The following is a 16,694-nucleotide window of genomic DNA, read 5'->3' as shown; positions in this document are numbered from 1 at the left end:
GGGCGGCGGGACATAGTGGCCGCATCACTCCGCTTCGATCAGCGGGAACACGACGATCGCCTTGCCGAGCAGGTGCCGCCGGGGGAAATCGATGACCGCCTGCCGCACGTCGGCGAACGGGTACTCGGCCGCGATCGGCACTTGCAGCCGGCCTTCGGCGGCCTGCGTCGCGAATCCTTCGAGCCGGCCTTCGGGCCGGGTGACGCCGGTATAGACGCCGGTGACTCCCCCGTCGAACAGATCCGGGCCGCCTTTGGGCGACACCACCAGACCGCCGGACCGCACCGCCGCGGCCGAGCCCGCCAGCGCCGGTCCGGCCAGCGCCAGATCGATCACCGCGTCGACGCCGCCGGGCACCAGCCGCCGAGTCTGGGCCGCCACGGCGGCGTCCCGATAGTCGATGAACTCGTGCGCACCGAGGCCCCGCAGGTATTCCTCGTCTTCTGCCCGGCCGGTCGCCAGGACCCGCACGCCGGCTTGGACTGCCATCTGCACCAGGAACGATCCGATGCCGCCGGACGCGCCGACGATCAAGAGGGTTCCGCCCGGCTTGACCTCGGCGGCGTCCAGCAGCGCGGCGCCGGTGAGCGTGGCGGTCGGCAGCGCCGCGGCCCGGACCGGGTCAAGCGCGGCGGGACGGTGTCCGGTCCCCGGCCCGTCGCCGACGATCGCGAACTCGGCGAGCGTTCCCGACGGGATGCCGTTCCAGGCCAGGACCGGGTCGCCGACCGCGAACCGGGTGACGCCCTCGCCCGCCGCGACCACGATGCCGGCGGTGTCGACCCCGGGGATGAATGGGTGCCCGACCGGGAGCACATCCCGCATCGCGCCGGTAATCAAGGCCGTGTCCGCCGGGTTCAGCGCGGCGGCCTCGGTGCGGACCAGCAGCTGTCCGGGCCCCGGGACCGGGACGGGCATCTCTTCGACCACCAGGTCCTCCAGGGGACCATAGTCGCGCGCGACAAGCGCCTTCATGAGGTGACCTCCTGCGTCGGCCGCGGTCGCACCGGTCGGATGCCACCGGCCCTCAAGCCTTCCGCCGGATGCGGAGATCCGCATCGGTGAAGATCGCCTAGCTTCGCCGATGCCGCGGACTAGGCAATCGGCCAAGTGGTCAGTATTTGGTATGTTCTCGGTGCGGGACGCGGCTCGCGCACCGGGCACCACCTCGCCCGCCCGCGCTATTGTTGAGAATTCATCAACCATCTCGCCGTCGCAGCACTCAGGCGGCGCGCACGATGGGGAAGCTGCGCACATGAAAGATCGTCCCGCACCGGCCCAAGGCTCGGATCTCGTCGGACGGCGGGCGGAATCCGCTGCCCTCAACCGGCTTGTGACCGAGCTGCGAGCGGGCCGGGGCGGGGCGCTCGTCGTGCGCGGCGAGGCGGGCATCGGCAAGACCGCCCTGCTGGAGTCCGTTCTCACCGTTGACGACGTGCGGATCCTGCGGGTCAGCGGCGTGGAGTTCGAAACCGAGCTCGCCTTCGCCGCCCTGCACCAGCTGTGCTCCCCTGTCCTGGACGGGTTCGGGAAGCTTGCCGCGCCTCAGCGCGATGCCCTGAGCACCGCGTTCGGGATGGGAGGCGAGGGTGTTCCGGACCGCTTCCGGGCAGGCCTAGCCGTGCTCGGGCTGCTGGCGGAGGCGTCGACGAAGCAGCCCTTGCTGTGCGTCGTCGACGACGCACAGTGGCTGGACCAGGCATCGGCGCGGACGCTCGCGTTCGTCGCACGGCGAGTCCAGAACGAGCGGGTGGCGCTTCTTTTCGCCATCCGCGAACCCGAAGTCCAGTGGGAGCTGGCGGGACTGCCCGAACTCCGGCTCGACGGGCTGCCGGAGCCGGACGCCCTCAGCCTCCTGAGATCGCGGATCCGGGCGCCGCTTGACGACCGGGTACGGGACCGCATCCTCGGCGAGTCCCGCGGCAACCCCTTGGCCCTGCTGGAGCTCCCGCGCAGCGCGGACCTGGCCGGCGGGTTCGCCGCGCCCGACGCGGTCCCGGTCTCGGGCAAGGTGGAGGCCAGCTTCCGGTCCCGCCTTCGGGGACTGCCGCCGGACACCCGGCTCCTGCTGCTCGCGGCCGCCGCGGAGACGACCGGAGACAGTGTCCTGTTATGGCGCGCGGCCGAGCGGCTGGGCATCGGCTCGACCGCGGCGACCCCCGCGGAGGAGACCGGCCTGATCGCCTTCGGGCTCTGGGTGCGTTTCCGGCACCCGCTGGTCCGGTCTGTGATCTACCGCGATGCCCCACTGTCCGACCGCCGGGCCGTGCACGGCGCGCTGGCCCAGGCCATGGACGACGGCGAGGAGCCGGACCGCCGGGCCTGGCACCGCGCCCAGGCCGCCTGCGGCCCGGACGCCGGAGTGGCCGACGCGCTCGAACTCTCGGCCGGCCGGGCCCGGGCGCGGGGCGGCATCGCCGCCGCGGCGGCGTTCCTGGAAGCGGCGACCCAGCTGACTCCCGACCCGGCGCGGCGGGCCGAGCGAGCGCTCGCGGCGGCGTGCGCGAAGCGGGACGCCGGCGCCGGTGACCGGGCGCTGGAGCTCCTGGCCGTCGCCGACGCGGGGCCCTGCGACGCCTCGCGCCACGCACGCGGCGCCACGCTGCGTGCGAGGATCGCCTTCGACCAGGCCCGCAGCGACGAAGCGGTCGCACGGCTCGAATACGCCGCGAACCTGACCATGGGCCTGGACGAGGCCGCCGCCCGGGACATCTTCCTGGAGGCTTTGGCCGGCGCCGTCTTCGTCGGCCGGTTCACCGAAGGCCCCCGCCTGCTCCAGACGGCCGACCGGGCTCGCACGGTGCTCCCCGCGCCGTCGCCGGCCAGACCGGTCGACCTCCTGCTAGACGGCCTGACGACGCAGGTCAGATCGGGATTCCTGGAAGCCGCACCGCTCCTGCGCCAGGTGGTCGACCTCTATGTGAAGGAAGAGGACGACGACGCGTTCTCGCCGGGGGAGGTCTGGCTGGCCTGCAGCGCCGCGATGGACTTGTTCGAGGACACGGCCTGGCGCACCCTGGCCGACCGCCAGGTCCGGTCCTCCCGCTCGACCGGTACGGTGGCGGCGCTTCCGGTGTCCCTGAGCTACCTCGCGCTCACCGACATCCACGCCGGCCGGTTCGACGACGCCACCGCGAACGTCGCCGAGGCCTGCGCCATCGCCGCTGAGATCGGCGCGCCTGGAATGGAGTACGTCGAGATCACCCTCGCCGCGTGGCGCGGGGACAGCCGGACGGCCGTACTCGCCGAGAAGGCCCGCCGCGGCGCCGTCGAACGCGGCGAGGGACGGCTCGTCACCGCTATCGAGTTCGCCCAGGCGGTGTTCTTCAACAGCCGCGGCCGGTACCAGGAAGCGCTGGAGGCCTGCCGACCATCGGCCGAGCTCGACGAGATGGGCTTCCACTCCTGCACACCGCACGAATTCGTGGAAGCCGCCGTCCGGTCGGGCCGCCGGGAACTCGCGGTACCCATGGTGAAGACGCTCACGGAGCGAACGGGAGCGAACCGCACCGAGTGGGCCGCAGGAGTGGAACTGCGCTGCCGGGCCCTCATCGCCGAAGGCCCGGCCGCCGACGGCCTCTACCGCGCCGCGATCGACAACTTCGAGCACAGCGAAGGCCGCTTGCACACCGCACGAACCCGGCTCCTGTACGGCGAGTGGCTACGGCGGGCCGGCCACCGCCAGGCCGCCCGGACCAACCTGCGGGAAGCCCACGAGATGCTGACCGCGATCGGAGCGGACGGGTTCGCGACGCGCGCGGCACGTGAGCTGAGCGCGCTGGGAGAGCGCGTCGAGACTCGGCCATCCGGGCCCGGCGGGCACGGCGCCGGCCGGCTCACGGCCCAGGAGTTCCAGATCGCCAAGCTGGTCGCCACCGGCGCCACGTCGAAGGAGGTGGGAGCGCAGCTGTTCCTGAGCCCGCGGACGATCGACGCGCATCTGCGCAGCATCTTCAAGAAGCTCGAGATCACCTCGCGGCGACAGCTCCGGGACCTGCCGCTCACGCGGTGAGGCGTGGATCCCCACCAGACGGAGCGGAGATCCACGCCGACGAATGTGCGCCGGCCTGGTGGGCTGAGGCCGGCGCTGGGCGAATGCGGGCGCCGGGGCGGCCGCGAGCGTCGCGGATCGGGTCAGGAACGAGCGTCGGTTCGTGGCGGAGTCGAGCACGGACATGGTCCTGGTTGCCTTTCCGGGCATGGTGCGGCGGAGTATGGGCACTTTGTGCCGTGCTCTGGTCAGCGGGTGTCAGGCGAGCCCGAGCTGCTTGGCGATGACCGAGCCCTCGGCGTAGCAGTCGAACCGCTTGATCTTGCCGTCGACGAGCTCGAAGACGTCGCAGCACGGGGCGTCCATCCGCTTGCCGGTCGGCGGGACGGTGCCGGTCGGCAGCTCCAGCGGGCCGGTGTGGGTGCCCTGCAACCGCAGCTGCACGATCACCATGTTGTCGACGACGTAGAACTTCTCCAGCTCGCGGTGCATGTCGGGGAACGCCTTGGCGTAGACCTCGACGGTCAGGCCCAGCTCCTGCGGGCCCTGGTAGGTGTAGGGGATGGACTCGTCGGTGAAGGTGCCGTCCTCGGTGAAGGCGGCGACCCAGCCGGCGACGTCCTGGTCCTCGGCGACCTGGTAGGCGGCGCGGATGATCTTCTCGTTCTCATGCATGACAGTTGTCTCCTTCTCTGTGTGGGTGGGTACGGGTTTCGGGTCTGGCGTCGTCAGCGAAGTCACTGGATCCAGGGGGCCTTGTAGGTCCCGGTGTCGTTCAGGAAGGCGGTGAAGTCCTCGCCGGCCCACTCTTCGGCGATCTTGCCGCCGGCCAGGCGGTACACGTCGATCGCGTCCCAGCGCACCGGCTTGCCGCTGGCGGGGATGTTCAGGATCGGGCCGGTCTGGGTGCCGGTGACGACCAGGCGGACCACCACCTCGTCGCCCTGGGCGACGATGTCCTGCTGGGCGGCGCGCAGGTCCGGGATCGAGGTCACCACGGCGGTCATCAGCCCGGCGACGTTGCCGGCGCCGGACACGGTGCCGACGCTGCCGCCGTGCCAGGCCATGGTCGGGGTGAAGTAGGCGGCGGCGTGATCGCCGCGGTGGTTGTCGAGGACGTCGCGCATGAAGGCTTCGACGACGGCCTCGTTGGCCCTGACCTTGGCGTTGTCGAGGCCGTGGGGCCGGTCGGTTGTCGTCGCGCTCGCGGTGCCGCTCGCGACGGTCAAGCCCCCCACAGCCACGGCGGCGACGGCCGCGGCGATCCCGATGCGCTTCGAGGTGGTGTTCACGGTGTTCTCCCCTTCGATGAAGTTACTTGAACCTTCAAGTCATTGCGCAAACGAAAGTCGGGCCGGCCAGGGCCGCGTGCATCTCCCAGACGAGAATTTCGGCGGGTTCCAGGGCGGCGATTCGTTGGCCGCCGGTCGCTGTGAGGCGTACGGCGTCTCCGGTCGCGAGCGCGCCGGCACCTTCAAGCTCGACCGCGCCGCGGGCGAGGAACACGTGCAGGTACCGGGCCTCGGGCAGCTGAATCGGCTGTCCGGGTATCAGTCGGGCCGCGTACAGTGCCGCGTCGCGGTTCCGGATGCGGATGGCGGTGTCATCGGCGTGCTTCGGCATGCCCGAGGCGACAGTCACCAGCGCCCCGGACAGCAGTTCATGGTCGATCTCCAGCTGCTCGTAGCCGGGCGTGACGCCGCTCTCATCGGGGACGATCCACATCTGGACCAGATGCACGGGATCGGTGTGCGGCTCGCCGCCGAGGCGCCGGGAATCGTTCTTCTCCGAGTGCATGATTCCGGTGCCGGCGCTCATCCGCTGAGCGAGCCCGGGATAGATGATCCCCGAGTTGCCGACCGAGTCCTGATGGACCAGGGCGCCTTCGAGGACCCAGGTGACGATCTCCATATCCCGGTGCGGGTGCGTCTCGAAGCCGGTGCCCGGCTTGATGACGTCCTCGTTATGGACCATCAGCAGTCCGTGGTGAGTGTTGTCGGGGTCGTGGGGCCGGCCGCCGATCCAGAACGAGTGCCGGCCGTGCAGCCACGAAAGCTCGGTCTCGGACCGGTCGCCGGAGCGGCGGATGTCGACCGTCGGCGTGCCGGACGCCGCCATGGTCAGCCCCTGACCGTCTTCAGCGCTCGCGCCCAGCTTTCGACCTGGTCGAACTGGGTCGTCATCGCGGGCTCGTGGCGCGGGTTCGGGATGAAGGCGCCGTCCTCGTCGAAGTCGGTGAACACCGAGAAGGCCAGCTGCTGGTGCACGTGCGCGATCTTCACGGCGGACAGGATCCCCCGCAGCTGTTCGACGGCGCGGGTACCGCCGACCGTGCCGTAGCCGACGAAGCCGGCGGCCTTGTCGTTCCACTCGGCGTAGACATAGTCGACGGCGTTCTTCAGGACGCTGGGGACGGAGTGGTTGTACTCGGGTGTGACGAAGATGAATCCGTCGTAGGCCCCGATGGTCTCGGCCCAGGCCTTGGTGTGCTCGCCGGCGTACTGTCCGAAGGACGGCGGCAGCGGTTCGTCCATGTGCGGCAGCGGGTAGTCGAGCAGGTCGACCAGCTCGTAGTCGGCGCCGGCCCGCCCCTTCGCGCGCTCCATGACCCATCGCGCCACGCCCTCGCCTCGCCGGCCCGGCCGGGTGCTGCCCAGGATGACGGCGATCCGCAGGTCGCTCATGACGCCACTCCCCTTCGTGATGACTTGAACATTCACGTGATAGTCGGGATGTGACCCGCTCACGCTTGTCCCTCTGCGACCAAATCTAGGCCCGATCGCATGAACATTCAAGTGATACGGGAGAAGTCGACGCTGACCGGCGAAGATGCGGGGCAGCCTCGCGCGGCTCAGCGCGCCGGCGAGTCGATCCGCTGAAGGATCCGCTCGGCGTCCTGCCCGAGGCGCCGCAGCCGCTCGGGCGAGAGATTGTCGACCACGAGGCGGCGGACGAACGCCACGTGCGCCGGCGCGGCCTCCTCCATCTTGCGCCTCCCGGCCGGCAGCAGGATCGCGTTCGTGAACCGGCCGTCCCGCGGATCCGGCTCCCGACGCACATAGCCGCGCGCCTCCAGGCGCTTGACCAGGTGCGACAGCCGCGACAGCGACACACTGGCCTGATCGGCCAGCTCGCTCATCCGCATCGTCCAGTCCCGCGCCTCGCCGAGCATCGCCATCGTCATGTACTCGACCATGCTGATATCGGCATCGCGCTGAAGCTCGGAGTCGATGGCCCACGGCAGCCGGGTGATCAGGCGCACCACGGACAGCCACGAGGACAGCTCGTCCGAGGTGAGCCACAAGTCGGAAGACTCGGCTGCGGGTGCGTCGGCATCGTCCTGTCGCGGCATCACAGTCATGCCGATGAGTTTAGCCTTCAAGTCAGCCGGTCGCCGACTACACAGGTCAGGTTTGCGCGCCGCTCCACTTCTCCAGCAACTCGTCCACGTCCGCGACCTCCGCTGAGGCCTGTACATGCAGGAAGTGGGCTCGGGCCGCCTCCAGTGTCTTCGTGCCAGACGTGTCGTCGAGGCGCTCGCCGTGCTGCCCGGGCGTCGGCATCCCAGTTGCTCCCCTCCATGGCAAGATCAGTGGCTCGACGGTACTCGAAAGACGTCGATCGGTCTCGGGGACCGGATCTGATCGGCTGTGATCGGAGTGGCTGTGGGCGATGAACGGTCAGCGACCACGTTCGGCGAAGAGCTGCGGCGGCTACGACTGCGAGCGCGACTGACCCTGGAATCGCTGGCGGATGCCTCGGGCGTCAGCGCTCGGACGATCGGCGGCCTGGAGCGCGGGCACAGCCTGGGTCCGCAACACCGGACGGTGATGTCCCTGGCCGACGGTCTCGGGCTGGACGAGACAGCGCGGGAGGCACTGGAGCGCCTGGCCGAGCAGGGGCGGCAGCGGCCCGTCACCGCACCCACCGGTTGGTGCGTGCCGCCACGGCCGATTCCGGACTTCACCGGGCGCGAGACGGAACTGGCACGGCTCGCGGACCTGGCGGACGGCTCGGATGCGACGGCCTCGGTCGTGGTGCTGTCCGGGCCCGGCGGTATCGGCAAGACCACGCTCGCCGTCGAAGCCGGCCGACGGCTCGCGCGGGCACGGGGCCTCAGTCTGTACTACGTGGATCTGCGGGGAATGGACTCGCAAGCCCTCGATCCCAGCACCGCGCTGTTCCGGCTCCTGAAGGCGCTCGGGGTCGGGAACCGCGATCTGCCCGACGATCTGGAGGGCCGGTCCGGACAGTTCCGGACGCTGCTGGAGGAACGGCCGGCCGTCGTCGTCCTGGACAACGTCCGGGACGAGGAGCAGGCTCGGCCCTTGCTGCCCGGCGCCGGGGCCGGGATGGTCCTGGTGACCAGCCGCCGCCTGCTGACCGGCCTGGAGGGCGTGGCCCGCCTGCCGGTTCCGGTCCTGGACTCCGCGGCGGCTGTGGCCTTGCTGGCCTCGATCATCGGTGACGCCGACGGGCCCCGCGCCGAGGGCCTGGCCGAACTCGCGGCGCAGTGCGGCGGGCTGCCGCTGGCCCTGCGCATCATCGGCAACCGCCTGGCCACCCGACCGGCTTGGACCGCGCGGCAGCTGGCCGACCGGCTGGCCGACTCCGAGCGGCGCCTGGAACGGATCAACGCCGGCGACCTGCAGATCACCGCGGCGTTCGGCATGTCCTATGACCAGCTGAGCCCGGACGCCCGCCGGCTGTGCCGCCGCCTGGCCCTGATACCGGGGCCCGACTTCACCGCCCCGTTGGCCTCGGTGGTGATCGGATCCTCGGTCCCGGACACCGAGGATCTACTGGACGAGCTCCTGGAGCTGGTGCTGCTCACGCAGGGCGACGATTCGCGCTATGCCTTCCACGACCTGATCCGGTTGTTCGCCGCCGACCGCCTGGTCGCCGAGGAGGCTCCCGCCGAACGCGCCGCGCTGGTCAGGCTCATGACTGACTGGTTGCTGGACGTCGCCGTCGCGGCCGGCCGGTGGTACGAGCCGGGCTACGGCGCCGCCCCCGTGAACTGGAGCCTGCCGGTCGACCTGTCGACGTCCGAGCTGGCGGCGGCCTGGTTGCACGACGAGGCCGAGAACTGGTTCGGCGCGGTGCGCGTCGCCGCCGATCACGGCTGGAACCAGCGGGTCGTCGACACCGCCGAGGCTCAGCACTGGTTCTCAGACCACTGGCCCCAGTGGCCGCACTGGCACGAGCTGTTCGCCCTGGCCGCCGAGGCGGCCGAGCAGATGGGCGACGCCGTGGCCCAAGCCACGCAGCTGAACTATCTGTCCTGGGCACAAGGGGTCCGCTGGGAGCAGCAGTTGTCCGCGCAGACGGCACTGCGCGCCGCCCGAATCGCCGAACAGGCAGGGGACGTCCGCCAGCAAGCCTGGGGTCTCCAGTACGCGGCAAGCGCTCTCGTCGCTCAGGACCCGGCTGCGTCTCTGTCTTACGTGCGACAGGCTGAGCGGTTGTTCGTCCGTCTCGGCGACTGGGAAGGACACCTGCAAAGCCTGCACATGATGGCCGTGAACCTGATCTCCATGAAACGCCCGCGAGAGGCGATCACCGTGCTCCACCGGTCGGAGCAGGTGGCCCGGATCCCCCAGCCGGACCCGGCTCGGCAGCGGATCGCCGACGTCTGCCTGGTGGTCGGCACCAAATATCTGGCCATGGCCCACGAGGAACTCGGCGAGGACGGCCTGGCAGAGGAGTCCTATCGGCGGGTGCTCGCGCATGCCGACCTGGCGGATCTGGCAGGTCAGCAAGCTGATCTGGAGCAACGATTCGCGCGACTGCTGTATCGGCTCGGACGGCCGGACGAGGCCGTCCCGATGCTCCAGACAGCCCGGAGCCGCTTTTCGGGCTTGGACGCCGCCGACCGGATCGCCGCGATCGACGAGGTGCTGGAGCAGTGGCGGGCCGACATGTAGGCGGGGAGCGGGTTCTCCGCTCCCCACCCGCTTTTCACGAGCGATCAGCTGACCGCCTCGGCGGCGTCCGTGATGAGGTCGGCGACGGCCCGGGGGTGGCTGATCATCGCGACGTGGGACGAGGTCGGCACCTCGACGACCTTGCGCGCGTTCGCCCGCTGGTACATCCAGCGCTCGCACGCCGGCGGGATCGCCTTGTCCTGACCGGCGACCAGGCCCCACACCGGGATGGTCTTCCAGGCCGCGGCCGTGGTCGGGAACGTGAAGGAATCGGCGTCGAACGGCCGCTGCGTGGCCTGCAGGACCTTGAAGTCGGTGGTGGAGATGTCGGCGGCGAAGGCGGCCTGGCCGTCCTTGGACAGGTACAGGTCGGTGCCGGTCGTGCCGTCGGCCTTCGTGTACGGGACCGGCACGCTCACCGGCAGCACCTCGCTGCCGGGGAACTTGTTGATCAGGTCGCCCTGGGTCTCGCCGACGTCGGGCACGAACGCCGAGATGTACACCAGGGCCTTGACGTTGGCCTTGCCGGCGGCGGCGTTCGTGATGACCGTCCCGCCCATCGAGTGCGCGACCAGGACCACCGGTCCGCTGATGGAGTCCAGCAGGCTCGCGATGTACGGGGCGTCCGTCGGGATGCCCCGCAGCGGGTTCGACCCGCAGATCGCGGTGTAGCCCTTGTACTGCAACTCCTTGATGGTGGCGTTCCAGCACGACGAATCGGCGTAGCCGCCGTGCACCAGGACGATCGTGGGCTTCACTTTCGGGTTCCTTCCATCGGTCTGCGCCGAGGCCGCGGCGGCGGTTCCTTCGTGCGCGGCGATCAGCGCCGCCGATCCGGCCAGCGCCGCTCCGCCGGCCAGAACCCGGCGGCGGGAAACATCAGAACTCATGGAACTCCTCGCGTGTGGGTTCGCCGTCCGCCTCAGGCGTCGGCGGCCTGCTTGATGATGTCGGCGACGTCACCGGGCCGGGACAGGTACACCGAGTGGCTGCCCGGCACCTCCACCACCTGCGCGCCGATCCGCTCGGCCATCATGCGCTGGGCCGGCGGCGGGATCATCCGGTCGTCGGCGGCGACCAGGTACCAGGCCGGCTTGTGCCGCCACGCCGGCTCCGACACCGCGCCGCCCAGGGCCTCCAGGCCCCACGGCACCTGCGAGTCGGCCATGAACTCGGCCTGAGCGCGCGGCAGGTCCCCGGCGAACGAGTCCGGGAACTTCTCCCGGTCCAGGAACAGGAACCCGTCCTGCGGCGGCAGGATCGGCGGCACCGGCGCTCCGGGCGGCGGGTCGGCGATCAGGGTATTGACGGACTCGCCCTTGTCCGGCGCGAACGCCGTGATGTACACCAGGGCCTTGACCGACTCATGGGTCCCGGCCTCGGTGATGACGGCGCCGCCATAGGAGTGGCCGACCAGCGTCACCGGCCCGGGCATCCCGGCGATGACCTGATGGGTGGTGGCGACGTCGCCCTCGAGGGAGAAGGTGGCGTTCTGCACGATGGCCACGTTGTAACCGTCGGCCTTCAGAGCGTCGTAGACGCCTTGCCATCCGGAACCGTCCACGAAACCGCCGTGGACGAGAACCACGTTCCCGCGCACGCTGTCACTCATCGAACCTCCAGTGGTTTTCCGGGCTTGATGTGGGCCCTTGCCTCGAAGGTAGAAGCGCGGCAGACACGTCCGCTCCAGTCATGTGACCTAGTTCGCGCCAGGCGGCGGCTACTTTTGCCCGCTCCTTTTCCTGGTGATCGCGCACCGCCGCGGCTTGACTGAGCCCATGGCGAGCGAGGCACAACCTTCCCTGATCGGCCGCGAAGAGGATTTGGCGCGGCTGGACGCTTTCCTGGCCGACGTGCCGCGCTTCGGCGGGGCGCTGGTCGTTCTGGGCGAGGCGGGAGTCGGCAAGACGGCATTGCTCGCGGCGGCGGCCGAACGAGCCGAACGGGCCGGGCTCGCCATCCTGTCGATAGGCGGCGTGCAGTATCGCGCGCAGATCGCATACGGCGCCCTGCGGTTGTTGCTGGAATCCTCACCGGAAAGCCGGGAGGCAGCGGCCGACATCCCGGTGCTCGCCACGATCCTGGGAAGCGCGCGAGCCGAGCCGGCGGGCGACGACGCGGTCTGCGCAGCCGTCGTGACGCTGGTCGCGAAGCTCTCTGTCGACAAGCCCATGCTGCTGACGCTCGATGACACGCAGTGGCTGGACCGGGCCAGCGCCGGGGTCCTGGCACGGGTCGCCCAGGAGTTGCCCGGTACCGGCGCGGGGATGCTGTGCGCCGCGAGGATGGGAGAGGACAGCTTCTTCGACTACGGCGGGATTCCCTTCCACCACGTGGGGCCGCTCAGCTCCGCCGCCGCCGAGGCGTTGCTGACCCGCAGCTTCCCGATGCTGGCCTCGCGCGTGCGTCACAGCCTGATGGCCGCCGCGGAGGGCAATCCGTTGGCCCTTCTTGAACTGCCGGCTGCTCTCACCGACTCCCAGCGCAGCCAGACCTGGTCCCTGCCCGACCGGCTGCCGCTGACACAGCGGTTGCAGTCGATGTTCGCCTCCCGCATCGAGCACCTGCCGGCCGCCGCCCGGCACCTGTTGCTCGTGGCAGCGCTGGAAGGCACCGGCAGCCTGCGGGTGATCCGCCAGGCGGTTGCTGGGAAGTGCCACCTGAAGCACTTGGCGCCGGCCGAGCGGGCCCGGCTCGTGGACGTCGATGACGGGACCGGCCGGCTGACGTTCCGCCACCCTCTGATGCGCTCGGCGGTGGTGGCCCTGTCGACCAGTGATCAGCGGCGCGGGGTGCACCGGGCGCTGGCGGAGGTCTGGCGGGACGTACCGGAGCAGCGGGCCTGGCATCTCGCGCAGGCCACGGTCGATCCCGACGAGTCCCTCGCGGCTCTGCTGGAGGAGGTCGCCGATCTGAGCTCCCGGCGCGGCGACGGCCCGAACGCGGTCGCGGCGCTGCTGCGCTCGGCGGACCTGAGCCCGGCGGGGACCGAACGAGCCCGCCGGCTGGCCAAGGCGGCGTACTTCGGCGCGAACCTCACCGGCTTCGTGCGCGACGTCCCCCGTCTGCTGGACTCCGCGAAGCAGGCCTCGCCGGACGACGACTCGCTGGCCGCAGCGGTGGCCACCGCGGTGTACCTGATCAACAGCCACGGCGACACCGACACCGCGTGCCGTCTGCTGACCGGTGCGTTCGCCCACCTGCCCGAGCCCTACGACACCGACGACACCACCACGCGCGAGGCCCTCTCCGCGCTGCTGATGGTCAGCGTCCACGCGGGCCGCGCGCAAGAGTGGGCGCACTACGACGCCATAGCCGCGAAGTGCACGGCGGTCCCGGACGGACTGCACCTGCTGCGCACCACGTTCGCCGATCCGGCGCGCGCCCGGCCCGCGGACTGGGCCCGGCTCGACGCCGCTCTCGCGGCCCTGCCCGGCGAGCCGGACCCCGCGCGGATCGTGCGGATCGCCACCGCGGGGGCCTACGCAGACCGCTTGGGAGCGATCGACGAGCAGCTGCGGAGCACGGCGCGCGGCGGCAGCACCGGAGCGAACAGTTTCCCGGCGATCCAGGCGTCCTTCCTGTGGGGCAGCCACGCCTGGAGCAGCGGGCAGTGGACCGAGCTGCGCGAGGTGGTCGGCACCAGCCTGAGGATGTGCGACGAACTGGGATACCGGCTGCGCTCCTGGACCGGCAAGTGGGTTCTGGCGTGCCTGGCGGCGGTCCGCGGCGACTTCGCGACGGCCCGGGCACTGGCCGACGAGATGGACATGTGGGCGGGCCAGCGCCGCTCCCAGGCCGTGCGCCGCTACGCCGCGCATGCCAGGACCCTGATGGCGCTCTCGCAGAGCGACTTCGAGCGGGCCCACCACCACGCGGCGGTGATCACGCCGACCGGCGAGTTCGCGCCGTTCGCCGGGCACGCGCTGTGGTCGATCCTGGACCAGGTCGAGGCGGCCGTGCGCTCGGGGCACCGAGAGCAGGCCCGGGAGCACGTCGCGGCGGCCCGGCGGGCCGGCCTGGATGCCGTCTCCCAGCGTCTGCGCTTCATCCTGCTGGCTTCGGCGGCACTGGCGGCCGAGGACGACCAGGAGGCCGAGCGCGGGTTCGAGGACGCGCTGGCCATCGAGGGCACCGAGCGCTGGCCCTTCGACACGGCGCGAATACAGCTGTACTTCGGCGAGCGTTTGCGGCGGGGCAAGGCTCCGGCGCGAGCTCGGCTGTACCTCGACAACGCCGTCGAGACCTTCACCCGGCTCGAGGCGGCGCCCTGGGCCGAGCGCGCCAACCAGGAGCTGCGCGCCTGCGGCGCTGTGGTGCACACAACGCCGCGGACCGAGGGCGTCAGGCTCACGCCGCAGCAGTGGGAGATCGCCCGGCTGGCGGCGGCCGGTCTGACCAACAAGCAGATCGCCGAGAAGCTGTTCCTGTCTCCACGGACGGTGTCCAGCCACCTCTACCAGCTCTTCCCGAAGCTCGGTGTCAGCTCGCGGGCCGCCCTGCGCGACGCGCTGGCTCCGTTCGCGCGCGACTGAGCCGGGTGGTCCGGGGACGGGGTCCGGGGTCCGGGGTCGGGGTCCGCCGGCGGAAGTAGGTCAGATGACGGGAGCGGGCCCGGCGTACCCGCTCCTAGTGTCGAGGGTATGAATCATGGTGCTGATATTCTGGTCCGGGCCGGCAAGGTGCACACTCTCGTCCCCGGCCTACCCGTCCAGCGCGCGATCGCGGTGCGCGGCGACCGCGTCGTGGCCACCTCCGCCGATCCGAACGGCCTGGACGGCTGGGTGGCCGACCGGACCACGGTCCACGACCTGCCCGGGTCCACGGTGCTGCCGGCGTTCGACGACACCCACACCCACCTGGTCTTCGCCGGCCGCAGCGCACACGACGTCCCCGTCCACCTGGCCCGCACGATCGAGGCGTTCGTGGAGCTGATCCGGCAACGGGCGGCCACCACCCCCGAGGGCGAGTGGATCCGCACCACGACGAACTGGCAGGAGCTCAACCTGGCCGAGCGGCGCATGCCCACCGCGGCCGAGCTCGACCGGGCCACCGACCGCCACCCGGTGCTGGTGAAGCGGGGCGGGCACAACGATGTCGTCAACTCCTACGCGCTGCGGCTGGCCGGGATCACCGAGCAGACGCCGGTGCCGCCCGGCGGCGTGATCGGGCGCGACGCCGAGGGCCGGCTCGACGGGCGGCTGATCGACACGGCGCAGCGGCTGGTCGAGCAGCTCGTGCCCGCGGACGATCCTTCGCAGATCGTGGACGGCCTCCGGCTGGCCAGCGCGCAGTACGCCGCGACCGGCATCGGCACCGTCCGCGACTGCGCGGTCTGGCCCGAGGACTACCGCAACCTGCTCGCCGCCCGGCACCAGCGCGCGCTCAACACCCGGGTCCGGGCCCTGATCGCGACGTTCGGGCTCTCCACCACCGCCCAGGTGGAGGACCTGCTCGACGAGATGGAGCAGTGGCGATATGCCTCCGATCCCTGGCTGAGTGTCTGGGGCGTGAAGTTCGGGCTGGACGGCGGCCTGGAGGCCGGCGCCACGGAGGAGCCGTACGCCTGCGACCACGGCTTCTCAGGCACGCTCACCTGGGAGCCGGGCGCTTTCACCGAAGCGGTCGAGGCGGTGGTGCGGCGCGGCTGGCGGGTCGGAACGCACGCCTACGGGGACCGCGCCGTGCGCGTCCTGCTCGACACCTATGAACGTGTCCTGCGCAACAACCCGGGCCTGCCGCCGGGCACCCTGGTGATGGAGCACGGCGGCCTGGCCGGCCCCGAACAACGGGCCCGCGCCGTGGCCCTCGGCATCCCGGTCACCATCCAGCTGCCGCTGCTGCACGACACTGCTGAGGTCGAGACCGGATTCTGGGGCCCGGAACGCGTCGCCCGCCTGTTCCCCGCCCGCCAGTGGCTGGACACCGGCGCCCTGATCGCCGGTGGCTCGGACTTCCCGGTCGGGCAGTTCGGCGCCATGCGCTCGGTGTGGGGCATGATCACCCGGCAGTCCGTGATCGGCGTACAAGGGCCCGAACACGCCATCACGTACGACGAGGCAGTCGCGCTCCACACCACCGCCGCGGCCCGCCTGGTCGGGGAACACCGCCTGCGCGGGATGCTCTCACCCGGGCGCCTCGCCGACTTCACCGTCTGGGACCGGGACCCCGGTCAGTGCCCGGTCGAGGAGCTGCGCGACCTGAATCCCACGCACACGTTCATCGGAGGGCTCGGCGTCGTCGTTCCCTAGCAGCACGCGGCGAACGGCTGTCAGGCCTTGTACACCCGCATCGACGACGGCCCCCGGGTCGCCCGGCCCGCCCATCGGCACCGTGGAGGTGGGATGACCGTAGACGGCAACGGCAACGGCAACGGCAATGGCACCGGGGATGAATGTGGCCAGCTCGCTGTCGTCAACGGCCTCACCGGGGAGAAGTTCGCCGGCGAGGAAGGATGCGAAGGAGGGTGTGCGGGCGATGGCGCGGCTCGGCTTGACGCCTTCCAGCATGCGGCGAACATCGCGATCTGCGGCCAGGAGCGCACGCCGTGTTGTCGAAGAGTTCCTGCTGCTGCACCGCCGTCATCAGTCGGAAAAGGTCTCTCGGCTGGGTGAAGTAGTCGTCGTCCTGGCGCAAGTCGAAATGGTCAGCGCTCTGTCCGACCGGCAGCCCCGGGTCGGCGTATGAAGGCTGCTCGGCCCAGCGGCCGAAGTTGTTGGGCTCGATGCCGGGGACTCCGCCCTGGTTGCCGCTCCTTACGTGGCCGGGCCTGCATC

General features: G+C 70.9%; 13 protein-coding genes and 2 pseudogenes. 4 read left to right on the top strand and 11 right to left on the bottom strand.

Annotation, left to right across the window (positions count from 1 at the left end; all coding sequences use genetic code 11):
- Window positions 1-24: 24 nt before the first annotated feature.
- On the bottom strand, window positions 25-975 hold the full coding sequence (locus ABIA35_RS17055; RefSeq protein ID WP_370358494.1) for an NADP-dependent oxidoreductase: 951 nt from the start codon (window positions 973-975) through the stop codon (window positions 25-27).
- Between the two features lie 280 nt (window positions 976-1,255).
- Here ABIA35_RS17055 and ABIA35_RS17050 point away from each other — a divergent pair, with 280 nt between their 5' ends.
- Window positions 1,256-4,012, top strand: coding sequence for an AAA family ATPase (locus tag ABIA35_RS17050; RefSeq protein WP_370358493.1), 2,757 nt, complete (start codon window positions 1,256-1,258; stop codon window positions 4,010-4,012).
- Window positions 4,013-4,249: 237 nt separating this feature from the next.
- Here ABIA35_RS17050 and ABIA35_RS17045 read toward each other — a convergent pair whose 3' ends face one another.
- From ABIA35_RS17045 to ABIA35_RS17020, 6 genes are all read right to left on the bottom strand, one after another.
- A complete protein-coding gene (locus ABIA35_RS17045; protein ID WP_370345379.1) occupies window positions 4,250-4,666 on the bottom strand; it encodes a nuclear transport factor 2 family protein in 417 nt (138 codons plus the stop codon).
- A gap of 62 nt (window positions 4,667-4,728) precedes the next feature.
- Window positions 4,729-5,283, bottom strand: coding sequence for an ester cyclase (locus ABIA35_RS17040; protein ID WP_370345377.1), 555 nt, complete (start codon window positions 5,281-5,283; stop codon window positions 4,729-4,731).
- Between the two features lie 34 nt (window positions 5,284-5,317).
- Entirely contained in the window at window positions 5,318-6,109 is a 792-nt protein-coding gene (locus tag ABIA35_RS17035; protein ID WP_370358492.1) for a pirin family protein, read from the bottom strand.
- A 2-nt stretch (window positions 6,110-6,111) separates the two neighbouring features.
- Entirely contained in the window at window positions 6,112-6,675 is a 564-nt protein-coding gene (locus ABIA35_RS17030; RefSeq protein ID WP_370345373.1) for an NADPH-dependent FMN reductase, read from the bottom strand.
- Between the two features lie 167 nt (window positions 6,676-6,842).
- Window positions 6,843-7,352 (bottom strand): MarR family winged helix-turn-helix transcriptional regulator, encoded by a 510-nt coding sequence (locus tag ABIA35_RS17025; RefSeq protein ID WP_370358491.1) that lies wholly within the window; start codon window positions 7,350-7,352, stop codon window positions 6,843-6,845.
- A gap of 46 nt (window positions 7,353-7,398) precedes the next feature.
- Window positions 7,399-7,554, bottom strand: a complete 156-nt coding sequence (locus ABIA35_RS17020; RefSeq protein ID WP_370358489.1) for a hypothetical protein — start codon at window positions 7,552-7,554, stop codon at window positions 7,399-7,401.
- A gap of 102 nt (window positions 7,555-7,656) precedes the next feature.
- Between ABIA35_RS17020 and ABIA35_RS17015 the strand changes: the two genes are divergently transcribed.
- Complete coding sequence (locus ABIA35_RS17015) at window positions 7,657-9,918, top strand: NB-ARC domain-containing protein (RefSeq protein ID WP_370358488.1); 2,262 nt, start codon at window positions 7,657-7,659, stop codon at window positions 9,916-9,918.
- A gap of 44 nt (window positions 9,919-9,962) precedes the next feature.
- On the opposite strand, the gene ABIA35_RS17010 is transcribed toward ABIA35_RS17015, so the two are convergent.
- Entirely contained in the window at window positions 9,963-10,808 is an 846-nt protein-coding gene (locus ABIA35_RS17010) for an alpha/beta fold hydrolase (protein ID WP_370358487.1), read from the bottom strand.
- Between the two features lie 32 nt (window positions 10,809-10,840).
- Window positions 10,841-11,530, bottom strand: coding sequence for an alpha/beta fold hydrolase (locus ABIA35_RS17005; RefSeq protein ID WP_370345363.1), 690 nt, complete (start codon window positions 11,528-11,530; stop codon window positions 10,841-10,843).
- A gap of 166 nt (window positions 11,531-11,696) precedes the next feature.
- Between ABIA35_RS17005 and ABIA35_RS17000 the strand changes: the two genes are divergently transcribed.
- Together ABIA35_RS17000 and ABIA35_RS16995 are read left to right on the top strand one after the other, a co-directional pair.
- Window positions 11,697-14,453, top strand: a complete 2,757-nt coding sequence (locus ABIA35_RS17000; RefSeq protein ID WP_370358486.1) for an AAA family ATPase — start codon at window positions 11,697-11,699, stop codon at window positions 14,451-14,453.
- Between the two features lie 108 nt (window positions 14,454-14,561).
- Window positions 14,562-16,169 carry an amidohydrolase gene (locus ABIA35_RS16995; RefSeq protein WP_370345359.1) on the top strand — a complete coding sequence of 536 codons (1,608 nt, stop codon included), beginning with the start codon at window positions 14,562-14,564 and terminating at the stop codon, window positions 16,167-16,169.
- A 93-nt stretch (window positions 16,170-16,262) separates the two neighbouring features.
- On the opposite strand, the pseudogene ABIA35_RS16990 reads toward ABIA35_RS16995, so the two are convergent.
- Window positions 16,263-16,427, bottom strand: a pseudogene (locus ABIA35_RS16990) (hypothetical protein); the annotation flags it as partial.
- Window positions 16,428-16,455: 28 nt separating this feature from the next.
- Window positions 16,456-16,689 (bottom strand): annotated as a pseudogene (locus ABIA35_RS16985) (catalase-related domain-containing protein); the annotation flags it as partial.
- Between the last annotated feature and the right edge of the window lie 5 nt (window positions 16,690-16,694).

The sequence above is a fragment of the Catenulispora sp. MAP12-49 genome (assembly GCF_041262705.1).
GTDB lineage: Bacteria > Actinomycetota > Actinomycetes > Streptomycetales > Catenulisporaceae > Catenulispora.
The sequence above is the reverse complement of the archived record's forward strand: the minus strand, read 5'-3'. Positions and strand labels throughout refer to the sequence as shown.